17 protein-coding genes are annotated in these 14,594 nt (G+C 65.2%); 7 read left to right on the forward strand and 10 right to left on the reverse strand.

What is annotated here, in order from left to right:
- Window positions 1-92 precede the first annotated feature (92 nt).
- The gene (locus LB572_RS13150; RefSeq protein WP_224668003.1) at window positions 93-392 is read left to right on the forward strand and encodes a putative quinol monooxygenase; all 300 of its coding nucleotides are present in this window, start codon (window positions 93-95) and stop codon (window positions 390-392) included.
- Window positions 393-405: 13 nt separating this feature from the next.
- Here the strand turns inward: LB572_RS13150 and LB572_RS13155 are convergent, their stop codons facing one another.
- A complete protein-coding gene (locus LB572_RS13155) occupies window positions 406-879 on the reverse strand; it encodes a MarR family winged helix-turn-helix transcriptional regulator (protein ID WP_140803143.1) in 474 nt (157 codons plus the stop codon).
- A gap of 61 nt (window positions 880-940) precedes the next feature.
- On the opposite strand from LB572_RS13155, the gene LB572_RS13160 reads away from it, so the two are divergent.
- The 6 genes from LB572_RS13160 (at window position 941) to LB572_RS13185 (ending at window position 5,950) form a co-directional block, all read left to right on the forward strand.
- Window positions 941-1,282 carry an NAD-dependent epimerase/dehydratase family protein gene (locus LB572_RS13160; RefSeq protein WP_224668004.1) on the forward strand — a complete coding sequence of 114 codons (342 nt, stop codon included), beginning with the start codon at window positions 941-943 and terminating at the stop codon, window positions 1,280-1,282.
- A gap of 128 nt (window positions 1,283-1,410) precedes the next feature.
- Complete coding sequence (locus LB572_RS13165) at window positions 1,411-1,659, forward strand: hypothetical protein (protein ID WP_224668005.1); 249 nt, start codon at window positions 1,411-1,413, stop codon at window positions 1,657-1,659.
- A 13-nt stretch (window positions 1,660-1,672) separates the two neighbouring features.
- On the forward strand, window positions 1,673-2,182 hold the full coding sequence (locus LB572_RS13170) for a cupin domain-containing protein (protein WP_224668006.1): 510 nt from the start codon (window positions 1,673-1,675) through the stop codon (window positions 2,180-2,182).
- Between the two features lie 157 nt (window positions 2,183-2,339).
- On the forward strand, window positions 2,340-4,121 hold the full coding sequence (locus tag LB572_RS13175; RefSeq protein ID WP_224668007.1) for a chloride channel protein: 1,782 nt from the start codon (window positions 2,340-2,342) through the stop codon (window positions 4,119-4,121).
- 48 nt (window positions 4,122-4,169) lie between these two features.
- On the forward strand, window positions 4,170-5,555 hold the full coding sequence (locus LB572_RS13180; protein WP_224668008.1) for an NAD(P)/FAD-dependent oxidoreductase: 1,386 nt from the start codon (window positions 4,170-4,172) through the stop codon (window positions 5,553-5,555).
- An 80-nt stretch (window positions 5,556-5,635) separates the two neighbouring features.
- Window positions 5,636-5,950, forward strand: a complete 315-nt coding sequence (locus LB572_RS13185) for a cupin domain-containing protein (RefSeq protein WP_412033558.1) — start codon at window positions 5,636-5,638, stop codon at window positions 5,948-5,950.
- Between the two features lie 180 nt (window positions 5,951-6,130).
- On the opposite strand, the gene LB572_RS13190 is transcribed toward LB572_RS13185, so the two are convergent.
- The 9 genes from LB572_RS13190 to flgK all read right to left on the reverse strand — a co-directional run bounded on the left by LB572_RS13190 (window position 6,131) and on the right by flgK (window position 14,593).
- Complete coding sequence (locus tag LB572_RS13190; RefSeq protein WP_224668009.1) at window positions 6,131-6,553, reverse strand: GNAT family acetyltransferase; 423 nt, start codon at window positions 6,551-6,553, stop codon at window positions 6,131-6,133.
- Window positions 6,554-6,655: 102 nt separating this feature from the next.
- Entirely contained in the window at window positions 6,656-8,299 is a 1,644-nt protein-coding gene (locus LB572_RS13195; RefSeq protein ID WP_140803137.1) for an MFS transporter, read from the reverse strand.
- A 151-nt stretch (window positions 8,300-8,450) separates the two neighbouring features.
- Window positions 8,451-10,316 carry an asparagine synthase (glutamine-hydrolyzing) gene (gene asnB, locus LB572_RS13200; protein WP_224668010.1) on the reverse strand — a complete coding sequence of 622 codons (1,866 nt, stop codon included), beginning with the start codon at window positions 10,314-10,316 and terminating at the stop codon, window positions 8,451-8,453.
- 154 nt (window positions 10,317-10,470) lie between these two features.
- Window positions 10,471-10,737: a flagellar biosynthesis protein FliQ gene (fliQ, locus tag LB572_RS13205; RefSeq protein WP_027165133.1), complete on the reverse strand. Its 267-nt coding sequence runs from the start codon at window positions 10,735-10,737 to the stop codon at window positions 10,471-10,473.
- A gap of 126 nt (window positions 10,738-10,863) precedes the next feature.
- A complete protein-coding gene (gene flgD, locus LB572_RS13210) occupies window positions 10,864-11,271 on the reverse strand; it encodes a flagellar hook assembly protein FlgD (RefSeq protein ID WP_224668011.1) in 408 nt (135 codons plus the stop codon).
- A 1-nt stretch (window position 11,272) separates the two neighbouring features.
- Window positions 11,273-11,710 carry a flagellar biosynthesis repressor FlbT gene (flbT, locus tag LB572_RS13215; protein ID WP_224668012.1) on the reverse strand — a complete coding sequence of 146 codons (438 nt, stop codon included), beginning with the start codon at window positions 11,708-11,710 and terminating at the stop codon, window positions 11,273-11,275.
- Window positions 11,707-12,054 (reverse strand): flagellar biosynthesis regulator FlaF, encoded by a 348-nt coding sequence (gene flaF, locus LB572_RS13220; RefSeq protein ID WP_027165130.1) that lies wholly within the window; start codon window positions 12,052-12,054, stop codon window positions 11,707-11,709. Before flaF ends, flbT begins: the two co-directional genes overlap by 4 nt.
- 31 nt (window positions 12,055-12,085) lie before the next feature.
- A complete protein-coding gene (locus LB572_RS13225) occupies window positions 12,086-13,135 on the reverse strand; it encodes a flagellar hook-associated family protein (RefSeq protein WP_140803134.1) in 1,050 nt (349 codons plus the stop codon).
- 3 nt (window positions 13,136-13,138) lie between these two features.
- Complete coding sequence (gene flgK, locus LB572_RS13230) at window positions 13,139-14,593, reverse strand: flagellar hook-associated protein FlgK (RefSeq protein WP_224668013.1); 1,455 nt, start codon at window positions 14,591-14,593, stop codon at window positions 13,139-13,141.
- Between the last annotated feature and the right edge of the window lies 1 nt (window position 14,594).

The raw sequence follows: 14,594 nt of genomic DNA on the forward strand, positions 1-14,594 counted from the left end.
CAGGGCAGGCCCTTGACCGTAACCCCCCAAGCTTGCGCGAAGGTGGGAGAGTGGCTACGGGATTTGACCACGATCTTGCGAAAGGAAGGCAGATGCTCCTGATCATCGGCACGATCCGGCTGCCGCCAGACAGGCTCGAACAGGCAAAGCCTGTGATGCAAAGCATGGTCCTGGCAAGCCGCGCCGAACCGGGCTGCCTCGGCTATTCCTACGCGCAGGACGTGCTGGAGGCCGGGCTAATCCATGTTTCGGAAGCCTGGAGCGACCGTGTCGCGCTCGAAACGCATTTCAAGTCGGCGCATATCGCGGAATGGCGCGCGAGCTGGGCGGAACTCGGCATCGGCGACCGCAAGCTCACGCTTTACGAGACGGATGGCGGCGCGCCGACCTGAAAACGACCTGCTCTCATGTTCGTGCCGCATCCGCGGTCGCGACGGCCACCAGCCAACGCCGCACCGCGCTCTCCTCGTCGGCGGATAGCCCGACGGTCAGCTCGCCCTCCAGCCGGTAAACCCGCTCGCGGCATTTCTTCAGCAAGGCGCGGCCGCTGTCCGAGAGGTCGAGATGCTGGATGCGGCCGTGAACGGCATGCGGCCGGCGGACAAGGGAGCCGGCCTTTTCCAGGTTGCCGACGATCACGCTGACCGTCTGCGGTGTCAGCACGGCAAGCCGGGCCAGGTCGGCATTGGACAGGCCGGGATAGGCCGAGATCATGGTGAGGGCCGCGAATTGCGCCTGCGTCACGCCGAATTCATCCAGCGCCCGCTCCACCTTCAGGCGGTAGGCGCCGGCCGCCTGGCGCAGCAGATAGCCCAGATAGCCTTGCTCGCCGCGCTTGCCTTCACCAGCGGACGGAATGGATGGATTGCCCTTGCGCATAATATCATAGCTCTATATGTTGTTCGTACTCTGATATTATCGTATCAAGGAGCGTAAGGCGATGGGCCATCGCATTTTTCTTGCGGGCGCCTCGGGCGCGATCGGTCGCCGGCTGGTGCCGCAGCTGGTGGCGGCCGGCCATCGGGTGACGGCGGCGACGCGCCAGGCGGCAAAAGCCGAGGATCTTCGCGCGCTCGGCGCCGATCCGGTGGTGGTCGATGTGTTCGATGCGAGCGCACTGCAGGCGGCGGTCGTGGCAGCGAAGCCGGAGATCGTCATCCACCAGCTTACCGATCTGCCGGCCGGGCTCGATCCGTCGCGGATGGCCGAGGCGATCGCACGCAACGCCCGCATCCGCGACGAAGGAACCCGCAACCTCGTCGGGGCAATGCCAAGCGTCTGATCGCGCAAAGCATCGCCTGGGCCTACGCGGCGGGAGCAGAGCCGCATGCCGAGACCGATCCGCTGGACAGCGGCGCCGAAGGCGGCCGGGCCGTCAGCGTCGGCGGCGTCATTGCGCTCGAGAAGCATGTGCTCGGGGCCTCGCCGATCACCGGCATCGTGCTGCGCTATGGCCATCTCTACGGCCCAGGCACGGGCGCGGAAGTCGCTGCAGAGCCCGCGGTGCATGTCGACGCGGCCGCTCACGCGGCGCTGCTTGCCATAGAGCGGAGCGCGCAGGGCGCCTTCAATGTCGCCGAGCCAAACAGCCATATCACGACCGACAAGGCCGTCCGCGAACTTGGCTGGCAGGCCGGGTTCAGGCTGTCGGGTGAGTGAGGGAGTTGCCGTCATGACCGAAGACGTTTCTTCCCGAAGCCTGGCGCTGCTCGGCGTCGCCGCGGTCGCTGCCGGGCTGCTTGGCGTGGCCGTAATCCAGAGCGACAGGGCAACCGCCATCACTGGCGGAATGGACGCGCATATCCACATGATGGGGGCCGACGCCAGGGAGGGGGCGATGGCGCGTCCGACCACCACGGTGAAGCCGCTCTCCTGCGAAAAGCTGCCGAACGTGCCGGGGCATTCGATCACCACGGCGCTGGTCGAATTCCCGCCCAATGCCTACACGCCGCGACACCGTCATCCCGGCCCCGTCACGGCCTTCGTCATCAAGGGAGCGCTGCGTTCGCAGATGGAAGGCGGGCCCGCCGTCACATACACGATGGGCCAGACCTGGTTCGAAGCGCCAGGCGCGATCCACGCCTTCGCGGAGAATGCCAGCGCCACCGAGCCGGCCGAACTGCTGGCGATCTTCGTCGCGGAGGACGACTGCGGACCTCTCACCATCCCCGTACCTGACTAAGTCTATCTCCTTGGTCGCGCGACAAGTCTTGCTTAAGGCTAATTCGCGCGACGCCAAAATGACGCCACAAGCGGTCGGCATTGCGATTGCCACGCAGAGCCGCCGCGCGTATCAGGCACGGCAGCTGTTTTCTTTCGCATACCGGCGAGCCGTTCCGTTGCCTGCCAGAAACGACCCACAAGTCTACGCCCGCCGGCTTCGCGCGGTGCTGATCAGTTCGATCCCCGTGCTTGAGGCGCGCGGCATCGCGATCGTGTTGATGGCCGGCATGGTCGGCGTCATCGCGGGCGCGCTGGTCACGGGCATGAGCGCGCTGGTGCAGGGCATGCACTGGCTGCTGTTCGACGTGCAGCCGGGCGGCCGGCTTTCGGCCATGTTTTCGCTCGCCGATCCGGTCCAGGCGATGTTCCCGGCGATCGGCGGCCTGCTGCTCGGCCTTTCCGTGATCTGGCTCAGAAAGCGCAAGTTCCGCACGCCGGTCGACCCGATCGAGGCCAACGCCCTCTATGGCGGGCGCATGTCGCTCACCGACACTTTCATCATCGTGGCGCAGACGATGATCTCCAGCGGCTTCGGCGCCTCGGTCGGACTGGAAGCCGGCTACACGCAGATCGGCTCCGGCGTAGCTTCCCGACTTGCCCGTGTGTTTCGGCTGCGTCGCAACGACGTCCGCATGCTGGTCGGCTGCGGTGCGGCCGGCGCGATTGCCGCCGCCTTCGACGCGCCGCTGACCGGCGCCTTCTACGGTTTCGAGCTGGTCATCGGCATCTACTCCGTCGGCAATGTGGCGCCCGTGATGACGGCGGCGATCGCCGCCTCGCTGACGGCGGAAATGTTCGGCGGCGTGCCGTTCCCGCTGGAACTGTCAGGTTTGCCGAATCTGACCGCCGGCGAGTATGTGCCGTTCCTCCTGCTGGGCCTGCTCGGTGGCGCGGCCTCGATCGCGATCATGCAGCTGGTGAGCATTGTCGAGCGCGTTTTCGTGCGGCTGTCGATCGACGCCTCGGTCAGGCCCTTCATCGGCGGCATCTTCGTCGGCCTGCTCGGACTGGTCACGCCGCAGGTGCTCTCCAGCGGCCACGGCGCGCTGCACCGCGAGTTCGCCATGAATTACGCGCTTCCGGTGGTGGCGAGCGTCTTCGTGATGAAGCTGGCGGCCTCCGCCATCTCGCTCGGCTCGGGCTTCCGCGGCGGCCTGTTCTTTGCCTCGCTGTTCCTGGGCGCGTTGCTCGGCAAGGTCTTTGCCGGCGTCATGGCGCTGACCGCGCCGGCGGCCGGCATCGACCCGGCGGTCGCCGCCGTCGTCGGCATGACCTCGCTTGCGGTGGGCGTCGTCGGCGGCCCGCTGACCATGACGTTCCTGGCGCTGGAATCCACCCGCGACCTGACGCTCACCGGCGTGGTGCTGGCGGCCTCGATCATGTCGGCGATCCTGGTGCGCGAGACCTTCGGCTATTCCTTCTCGACCTGGCGTTTCCACCTGCGCGGCGAGACGATCCGCAGTGCCCATGACGTCGGCTGGATGCGCAGCCTCACCGTCGGCTCGATGATGCGCAAGGACGTCCGCACCATTCCCGCCTCGACCACGCTCTCCGAATTCCGCAAGGAGATCCCGCTCGGTTCCGGGCAACGCGTCATCGCCGTCGAACAGGCCGACCAATATGTCGGCATGCTGCTGGTGCCGGAACTGCACAGCGATCCCTCCGACGGCGATACGCCAGTCAGCGCGCTCGCCCAGTTCAAGGATGCGGTGCTGGTGCCCTCGATGAACGTCCAGACCGCCGCCGAGACCTTCCAGCGCACCGGCGCCGAAGAACTGGCGGTGGTCGAGGATTTCGACGAACGCATCGTGCTTGGCCTGCTCACCGAAAGCCATCTGATGCGCCGTTATGCCGAAGAGCTCGACAAGGCGCGCCGCGACCTGTCGGGCGAGGGCTGACCGATCGACAGTCCAGCCAATAAGACGATCACTCCCGGAAGTCATCCCATGCAAGTCAAGCGCAATGGCGACATCTCGTTCTGGTATGCGGATCTGGGCGCCATCCCCGCGCCGCGTGGGGCTTTGCCGGGCGATATCGAGGCCGATGTCGCGATCGTCGGCGCCGGCTATACCGGGCTTTGGACGGCCTATTACCTGAAGAAGGCGAAGCCCTCGCTGCGCATCGTGCTGCTCGAACGCGAGTTCGCGGGCTTCGGTGCATCGGGGCGCAATGGCGGCTGGCTGTCGGGCGGCTTCGGCTGGTCGCGCGAGAAATATCTGAAGACGTCGACACGGCAAGGCGTCACCGCCATGCAGAAGGCGATGGCCGGCTGCGTCGACGAGGTGATCCGAGTGGCGACGGAAGAAGGCATCGACGCCGACATCCGCCGCGTCGACAATCTGACGGTCGCCACCAATGCCGCGCAGCTGGAACGCGTGCGCGAGGAATGCGAGACGATTCGCTCCTGGGATGCCGATCCCGAACGCATCGAATTGCTCGATGCCGAAGTGACACGCGCGCGCATCAACATCCGGAATGTCATGGGCGGCTTCGTCATCCACGGCCAAGCGCGCGTGCAGCCGGCCAAGCTGGTGCGCGGGCTGGCGGCGGCGGTCGAGCGTCTCGGCGTTTCGATTTATGAGAAGACGACGGTCACGGCCATTGCCAAGGGCGTCGTGACCACGGATCGCGGCACGGTGCGGGCCGAAACCATCATCCGCGCCACCGAAGGGTTCACGGCGGGCATCCCTGGAGAAGAGCGGACCTGGCTGGCGCTCAACAGCGCGCAGATCGTCACCGAGCCGCTGACGGACGAGCTCTGGCGCAAGATCGGCTGGGAGGGGCACGAATTACTCGGCAATGCCGCGCATGCCTATTGCTATGCCCAGCGCACGCGTGAGGGTCGCATCACTATGGGCGGCCGCGGCGTGCCTTATCGCTACGGCTCGCGCACCGACGTCAATGGCCAGACGCAGCAGGCGACGATCGACCAGCTGCACGCGATCCTGACGACGCTCCTGCCGCAGACGGCCGGCTGCCGCGTCGATCATGCCTGGTGCGGCGTGCTTGGCGTGCCCCGCGACTGGTGCACGACGGTCGGCCTCGATCCCGCGACGCGGATCGGCTGGGCCGGCGGCTATGTCGGGCTCGGCGTGTCGAGCTCCAACCTGTCGGGGCGCACGCTCGCCGATCTGGTGCTCGACCAGAAAACCGAGCTGACGCGGCTGCCCTGGGTCAACCGCAAGGTGCGGCCATGGGAGCCGGAGCCGTTCCGCTGGCTGGGCGTCCACTCGATGTACCAGCTCTACCGCGTCGCCGATAGCCGCGAGGCTGCCGGGCTCGGTCACACTTCGAAACTGGCCGCTCTCGCCGACAGCATCACCGGCCATTAGCGGTTCGCAGAGCCGCTCCGACCGTTTCGTTCTCGCGCAGTTCCAGACCGCCGGAATTGCCCTGATTCATGGAGACCAGCTTGATCGATCTTTCGACTTTCCACGACCTCGCCAAGGCCGACATCGGCGCCTTTTCACCGAAGCCGACCTCTGTCGAAGGGGATCAGCTGGAGGCCGCGCGATCGTTCTTCCAATCGCCGGACGGGACCGTCGACATAGGCATCTGGGAATGCACGCCCGGCCGTTTCTCCGCCGACCGCGCGAACTCGTCCGAGATCTGCCACATCATCTCCGGCCGCGTCGCGGTGAGCCGCGCCGATGGCGAGATGCGTGAGCTGGGGCCGGGTGACCTTCTCGCCCTGCCGCAAGGGGAAGGGCGAGTGGCTGATCCATGAAAGGACGCGCAAGCTCTACATGATCCAGAGCGCCGCCTGATTGCTTATCCTTTTTTCGATGTATTTTGCTTTCCCAAAGCTCTGGGCGTTTTTGGGCGACCTGCATCAGAGCTCATCGGCGCTTGGGCGAGACAAGGACCAGTCGTTCAATATCGCTGAAAGCAGATTGACGTGAAGTACTCAGCACTTCGGCAGCAACTTGCTCATGCTCACACGCTCTTCGACTTCGTATCCGCACTTGCGGTAGAACCCAAGAACCGCCGAGTTGGAAACAACGACTTGAAGGTTGATCTTGACACATCCAAGGCCGGCGAGCCGCGTTTCGGCCTCATGGATGAGGGCCTCGCCGATGCCTTTCCGCCGATGGGACTGCAGGACGGAAATCCGAGATATCCATCCTCGGTGGCCATCATACCCGGCCATGATTGATCCGACGACACGGTCGGCCTGAATCGCTACCAAAAGCAAGTTTGGCTGAAACCGCAACTTCTCGGCGATTGAAATGTGGGCCGCATTCCACGGGGCATCGTTGGGGAATGCCTCTCGCCACAGCGCATCGGTGCCGTCAAAGTGACGTTCGAGGTATTCCGTGATCGAGATCATTCAGCCTATCCAACTGGGGCCGCCTGAACAGTAGCAAAAAAAACCGATGACGCTGGAAGTTGTCGCTGACGATCCAGCTTCCCTGCAAAATACCAGATGCATCTAGTGATCGATCGGGCCTTTCGGCGAGACAAGCGCCGTGCCGGCGGTGGTCGGGCGTTCGATCATGCGGCGCACGCGCGGCGGGTTCTCGCCGCTGTGCAGCGCGCGGATGCGTTCGCCGACCACCGCGTCGGCATGGGTGGCGCGCCGGTTGTGGCGGATATACTCGACCCAGGTCGGCGTGTGGTAATGCTCGATCCAGATGCCGGGATTTTCGAGATCGCGGGCCAAGGTCCAGTTGCGGGCGCCGTCACGGCGGCGGATGCGGCCGCGCTCGGCCATGGTCGCCAGGAATTCCGGCACGTCGTCTTCACGGATGATATACTCGATCATGATGGCGATCGGACCGCTGCGCGGCTTGAGGTCAAGCGCCAGCATCGGCTCCTTGAAGCGGTTGAGCGGATCGAGGTTGAGCACCGTCTGCCGTGGCAGCGGCAGGACGAAGCCGATGGCGCCGCCGGCGAACATCGCTATCGCCGCAGCGATCAACGCGGTTTCCGCGCCATGCGCGTCGGCGACGACGCCCCAGATCCAGCTGCCCAGCGCGATGCCGCCGAAGGTCGCCGTCTGGTAGATCGACAACACGCGTCCGACCACCCAGCGCGGCGTCGACATCTGCACCGTGACGTTGAAATGCGAGAGCGCGATCACCCAGCAGGCGCCGCCGATGAGCAGGCCAGCCGACGTCTGCCAGGCGTTGTGACTGACGGCAGCGTTGAAGGCGCAGAGCGCGAAGCCGCAGAAGGCCATGCGCACCATCACCTCGCTGGAGAGCAGCTGCCTGAGCCGCACGCTGATCAGCGCGCCGCCGACCGCGCCGATGCCGAAGGCGCCGAGCATGATGCCGTAGGTCAGCGCGTCGCCCTTGACGACGTCGCGCGCCACCAGCGGCAGCAGCGCCAGCACCGCGCCGGCGCTGAAGCCGAAGGCGGAACCGCGGACCAGCACCTTGGCGATGTTGGGCGACATGGCGACATAGCGGAGGCCGGCGCCCATCGCCGCGCCGAGCGACTCGCGCGGCAATGTCTGTGCCGGCATCTCCGGCTTCCAGCGGGCGAGCACGACGATCAGGCCGATATAGCTGACGGCGTTGGCGGCGAAGGCGGCCGCAGCGCCCGCCGCGGCGACGATGACGCCGCCGATCGCGGGACCGACGCTGCGGGTGATGTTGAAGCCCAGCGAGTTCAGCGCGACCGCCGCCGGCACCTTGGCGCGCGGCACCATATCGCCGACCGAGGCCTGCCATGACGGGCTGTTCAGCGCGGTGCCGCTGTCGATCAGGAAGGTGAAGGCAAGCAGCGTCCACGGCGTCATCCAGCCTTGCCAGGTGAACAAGGTCAGCAGCGCCGAGACGACCAGCATGAAGGTCTGCGCCACCAGCATCACCTTGCGGCGGTTGAAGCTGTCGGCGATGGCGCCGGCAACGAGCGCGAACAGCATGATCGGCAAGGTGGTCGAGGCCTGGACGAGCGCCACTTGATAGGGCGAGGTGGCGATCGTGGTCATCATCCAGGCGGCGCCCACGCCCTGGATCAGGCCGCCGAAATTCGACACCAGGCTGGCCGACCAGACGGCGCGGAAGATGCCGTGCCGGAACGGCGCCAGCGCGGACACGCGTTCGCTTTCCGGCTCGTCGTCGATCATGGTTGCGCCTTCGTCCCGCTATAGAGGCTCGCCGCGCCCGGAAGGGCGGGCGACTCGCCAAAGAGTGCGACCCAACAATAGGATGGCAAAGGCGAAAATGCGTCGGCGAAGCTTTAAACCAAGCATCTCGCCGGTCTGGACCAACTTTTGGTTATTTCCCGCCTTTCGCCTCGGCATGCAGGGCCTCGGTCAGGTCGCCTGTCGTCTCGCCATTCATGTAAAGCCTGAGCAGCATTTCCATGCCGACGAGGCGCAGGCGCGACGTTTCCTGGCTTCTTGCCATGTCGATCAGGTCGTCCAATTCCGAAGATGACCATTTCATCGCGTCGCGCAGCAGACCGCCGCGCAGCAGGCCCTGCGTGCCGGCCGAAAAAGCGTCGGCCATCTCGAAGCCGTTTTTCGCGGCGCGAATGTTTTCGCACGGCAGATGGCGCTCGGCCACCTTTTTCAGCAGCCACTTGCCGGTTCCGTCGCGGTATTTCTGCCTGCGCGGCAGATGAAGGGCGAAGTCGATCAGCCGGTTCTCGAGGAACGGCACCCTGAGCTCGACGGACGCCGCCATGCTCAACCGGTCGTGCCTGTGCAGCAGGTCCTGCAGATGCGAGTAGAGGTCGTAGAAGCAGCTTGCCAGGAAAGCGCGGTCGCCAAGCGGCGTGACGCCTTCCAGCCTGTCGAACAGCTTTGTCTGCAGGAAGTTCAGATCAGGCGACAGGGCCCTGAGCGCCATGATGCGGTCCGTCGGCGAGCCACGGCCGATCGAGTTGCGGAACGGAGCGCGGCGTAATTCGGCGAATTTGCGGTCGCGCCTGGCCTTGGAACGGAACAGGCGCTGCAGCCAGGACTGGCGCCAGAGCCTGATCGTCGATGCCTGCCATTTGTAGCCGCCGAAGAGCTCGTCGGAACCCTCGCCGGTGAGCAGCACCTTGACGCCGTCGGCGCGGCACTGCTCGGCAAGCGCCAGCAGCGCCGCGTGGCTGGCATGCCAGCCATCGGTTTCGAGATGCCAGACCGCACGCGGCCAGAGCTCGAAGAACCGGTCCTTGTCGAAAGGGACCCGGCGGAGGTCGACGCCGACATGGCGACCGGTGCGCTCGGCGTCCGGCGCCTCGCTGCGGCCGAGCTTCTGGTCGATGACGTAGCCGTGCAGCTCGGGCCTGAAGCGTTTGGCGAACGCGGTGATCAGGCCGGAATCGATGCCGCCGCTGCAGGCGGTGGCAACGCTGGTATCGGCGATGCAATGCAGCTCGACGCTTTGCTCGAGCAGCGTTCGAAGCGTCGCCATATGTTCGGTGTCGGACGCCTTGTCGCCAGCGATGCGCGTGGCATCGACGACGTCTAGCACGTGCCAGAAGCGGCGCTTGTCGATGCCGTCCCCGGTGATCTTCCAAAGGCCGGCCGGCGGCAGCCGCTCGATGCCGTCGAAGACGCTGTAGCTCGAATCGCGGCTCTGCCAGGCGAGCCGCAGCGTCAGCTCGCGCGTGTCCATCCGGCGCGCAAAGTCGTGGCAGGCAAGGATCGCCTTGTCCTCGGAGGCGAACAGCACGCGGTCGCCGGTTTCCGCGACCGACATCGGCTTGATGCCCAGCCTGTCCCTGGCAAGCCACAGAGCGCCGTCGCGGGCATCGAAATAGGCGAAGGAGAACATGCCGTCGAACAGCGGCACGGCCTTTTGCGGACCCCAGTGGTGCAGGGCCTGCAGCACCACCTCGGTGTCGGACACCGTGCGGAACGCCAGGCCTTCCGCCTCCAGCATCTTGCGCAGCGCGCGAAAATTATAGACCTCGCCGTTGTAGCACAGCACGCCGTCGCCGGACGCGGTCAGCATTGGCTCGCGCGCGGCGGGCGACGGGTCGATGATGGTCAGCCGGCGGTGGCCGAGCGCCAGGCGGGCGTTGTTCCAGTTGCCGTGATCGTCGGGGCCGCGATGCACCAATGCCTGCATCATGCGCGCGATATCGGAAAGATCGCCGCTGCCGATCGGATCGCGCTTTCGCCAGACGCCGGCTATTCCGCACATGGCCTGCCGGCCGTTCTTGCCTGATGCATCGCTTCCTGAATCGCCTGAGACGTCGGCCGACGCCGTCGCGCCTACAATCTAGCTGCAAGAAACGCTGCCGCAAGCGATCTCGCGGCTTGCGAACAGGCCATCAGACACTTGCTGCGGCTTTGCGTCAGAAGCCGTGTTCGATGCGCTCGAAGATGACGTTGGTGAAGGCCGAGATCTGGCTGCCGATGAACGGGCCGGTCAGCGCCACCACGAGCATGATGGCGACGATCTTCGGCACGAAGGTCAGCGTGATTTCCTGGATCTGGGTCAAAGCCTGGATGAGCGCGATGCCGATGCCGACCGCCATCGCCACCAGCACCACGGGAGCGGAAGCGGTAAGAACCGTCCACACCGCGTACTGGACGATATCGAGGGCGTCGGCCTCGTTCATGGGCTGCCCCTACAGGGAATCGGCTAACGCAGGTCGCGTGAAAAAGGTTTCACGCGACCTGCGTTAGCTTTTTTGATTTCAAGCATGTCTTTGTCCCGAAACCGGACCCACTTTCGGGAGACCTGCTTAGGCGGCCGGCTTGATCGACACACCCGCGCCGACCGGAACCTGAGTGCCGTCCTGCAGCACGGCGATCAGGCCGCTGCTCGAGAGCGTCACCGAAGCCACCGTGCCGGTGGTCTTGCCGTCGGCCGAGGTGATCGAGCGGCCGATCAGAGCGTCGGCCTGCGACAGGGCCGAGGACTGCATGATCCGGTCGAGCTTGGTGTTGGTCTGCACCGACTGCTCGACCTGGGAGAAGGTGGCGAGCTGCGCGACATACTGCGTCGAATCCATCGGCTTGGTCGGATCCTGGTTCTTCATCTCGGCGATCAAGAGCTTCAAGAACGACTGGTAGTCCACCGCCGTCTTCGAGGTCTGCTGGCTGGCCTGGTTGGCGCCAACCGGAATCGTTGTCGTCATGTCGACGGCCATCTTATGCTCCTACAGCCAATGCGCGGGGCGTTTCGGGAATGTCGTCATTGTCCTCGAGCGCCCTGCGCTCGAGCGGGTAGAGCGCGCGGATCGCCTTCAGCGCCTCATAGATATCATCCTCGCCGACCATGCGGTCGATCTGCTTCAGGCCCGTGCAGATGTCCAGGTTGTCGAAGCTTGCGATCAGCATCGGCAGCGAACGACGGAACATGTCGCGCGCCTCGGCGACGCCCGCCGGGTTGATCAGCATGATCTGCACGATGAAATAAAGCTGCCTGAGCGGCGTCGAGGCCTGGTCGGCCTGGATGACATGGCTTTCGAGCAGGAATTGCACGTCGTTCATCAGCTCGATGGTGACCTTGCGGTCGACGCGAATGACCGCGCCGTTGATATAGATCTTCTCGTTGGGCTTCAGCGAGATCTTCAGCGTGTTGGTCATTGGATGCCGTCTCGGATGATCTGGGAGACCTCGATCAGTCCTTCGAAATTGTTGGTGCGGCCCTGGCGGATGTCTTCCGTCTCGCGCAGCAGCCACAGGCCGATGGAGATCAGGTTGGCGCGCAGCTCCTTAGGCAGGGCGTTGTCGCTGGAGCCGAGATCCTCGACGAAGGTGGTCCAGACGCGGTTGGTGAAGTGCAGCGCCTCGACCGCTTCCATCGAATCGGTGCCGACGGCTGCCGCCGCGGCCAGCATGTCGATCGAGCGGGTGAGCAACTGCCGCTCCCGGTCCTTGGCGTCGGCGACGGAGTCGGTCTGGATGTCGGCGTAGGAGAATTGATACATCGTCGGCGCCCTGGCGTTCCGGTTTACGTGTTCAAGTCAGGTAGTTGAGCAGGCTGAGCTGCTGCAGACGCGCGGTCAAGGCGAAGGACGTCTCGATATGCTGCGTCAGGTCGGCGACGCGGGTGGCGGCTTCCGCCGGATCGACGCCTTCGAGATCGACGATATGCTTCTCGAAGAGATCGACCTGGGTCTTCATGCGGTCGCTGGCGTCGGACACGCGCTGCTGGGCAAGGCCCGTCTCTGCCCGCACTTGGGTGATGCCGCCGATGGCTTCGCCGACCAGCGCCTGCGCGCGGTCGACGACGGCGTTCTGGGCAGCCTCGCTGATGCTGCCGGTAAGCAGGCTGCTGACCATGGCGGACGCCATGGCAAGCTTGCGGATGCCTTGGTCGTTGGCGCTGACCGAGGTCTGGGTGGTCTCGTTGAGCGAAATGCGGCTGGTGATCTGGTCGTCGGTGGCGCTCGACCAGTTGGCCTGCCAGGCGGCGCCCAGGAATTGCGGCTCGACCTTGGTGGTGATGAAGTCGTCCATCTGCGCGGCGGTGATGTTCGCCGCCCCCGGATCTGTCTGGGTAAAGCCGAAATAGCTCGAAAAGGCGGCATCGAACGCAGCCTTGGCCGGCGAGCCGGCGGCGTTGAAATCGTCGACCGGCTTGACGTCGGTGTTTGTGCCGGCAAACAGATATTCGCCGTTGACGCTGGTGTTGAGGATGCCCGTCATCTGCTGCAGCGCCGAGGAGCCGGCGGTCTGCAGGATGCTGGTCGAGGAGTCGCCCGACACGCCGCTGGTCAACGCCGACAGGAAGCTCTGCGCGGCACCGGCGATCTGGCCGAGCGAATCCTGGGTCGATGTCAGGCGCGCGGAGACGAGCGCGTTGGAATCGACAATGCCGTTCAGCCGGTCGAGATCGCGCTGGAAGGTGACGGCCTGGGTCGTGCGGCTGCCAAGCGCCAGGCCGACATCGGCGACCGTGCCGGTTTGCGATTCCTTCGTCGCCTTGATGAGGTCGGCCTGCATCTTTGCCTGCTGGTAACGCAGCGCGTTGGAAATGGCCGCTGAGGAAACGCCTGTCGCTTTCATGAATTATCCTACCGCGCTCATCAAGGCGTCCAGCATGTCGCTTACCGTCTTCATCATATGCGCCGAGGCCTGATAGGTGTGCTCGAGGTCAAGCAGCAGGGACATTTCCTGGTCGACATTGACCCCGGTGTCGTTGGAGAGCGCCTCGGCCGTGCGCGCCGCCAGCGCTTGCTTGCTGTCGGCATTGGTCGAGGCCTGCTGGCGCACGCCCTCGAACCAGCCGATGGCGTTGGCCGCATAGTCGGAGACGCCGGAGCTGACGGTGATGCCGGCCGAGCTGTCGAAGGCCATCGGCTGATCGAGCTTGCTGGAGTAGCCGATCAGAAGGTCCGCATAGGATGCGCCGCCGCTGGTGTTGGCGACATAAGCCGCGCCGTTGGCGCCGCCGTCGCGCAGCAGCGCGGGATTGCCGCCGGCGCTCGGATCGAAGGCGGCGTTGACGCTGATCGTGCCGGCGAGGCCGTCGACCAGGGTGCCGGCGGCCGGAATTGCAGGCGCGCCGGACCATGTGAACAGGCCGGTCGCATTGGGCTGCGACGACGAGGTTTCGGCAAATGCCGTGATGAGGCCACGCGCGATTTCGTCGAGCTGGCTCTGCATGGTCGAGGCGACGCCGTCGCGCAGCTTCAGAAGGCCCGCAAGCTTGCCGTCGGCGGTGGCGTTGTCGGCAGTGCCGGCCGAGACCGGCACATTGTCGATGTAGATCGTGGTGCCGGATGTGCCGGCCGAATAACCGGCAGACGGCGTGAAGGTCACCGAACGCGGCACGGTCTCGAACAGCGTCGTGCCGTCCTTGGTGGTGATGACCATGTCGTTGTCGCCGCGCGTGAAGGTCGAGACCGGGACATATTCCGATATCTTCTTCAGGAGGGCGTCGCGCTGGTCGAGCGCGTCGGAGACATCGGTGCCGGACCGGGTGCCCGAGATGACCGCCTTGTTTGCGTCCTGGAACTGGCTGAGCAGCGAGTTGAGATCGTTGACGGCGGTGGAGATCTGACTGTCCGCCTGGGTGCGGAAGTCCTGGATCGCCTTGGTGCCGCTGTTCAGCGAATTCACCACCTGCTTCGCGGCGTCGACGACGCTGGTGCCGAGGTTCTGGTTCGACGGCGTGGTGGCATAGAGCTGCAGGGCTTTCTGCAGGTCGGCGATCGCGGTGGAGGGGGACGACGCATTGTCGACCCCGTTGACCGATAGGTCGAGCTGATCCATGCCGTTGTAAAGCGCGCTCTGGCCGCTCCACGCCGACAGCGCAGAGAGGTTCTGCCGGAACAAGAGGTCATTGGCGGTGCGCTGGATTTCCACCGCCCGGGCGCCGGGTGCCGTGCTGGTTACCACGGCGATGCGGCGGGTGTAGTCCGGGTTCGACGCATCGGCCACATTGCGCGATACGACGCTGGTCTGCTTGGACGTGGCCAGAAGCGCCGACTGGGCAATGCTTAGTGCGGAGGAAAGCGACATG

Source organism: Mesorhizobium sp. BH1-1-5, from assembly GCF_020165615.1.
GTDB lineage: Bacteria > Pseudomonadota > Alphaproteobacteria > Rhizobiales > Rhizobiaceae > Mesorhizobium.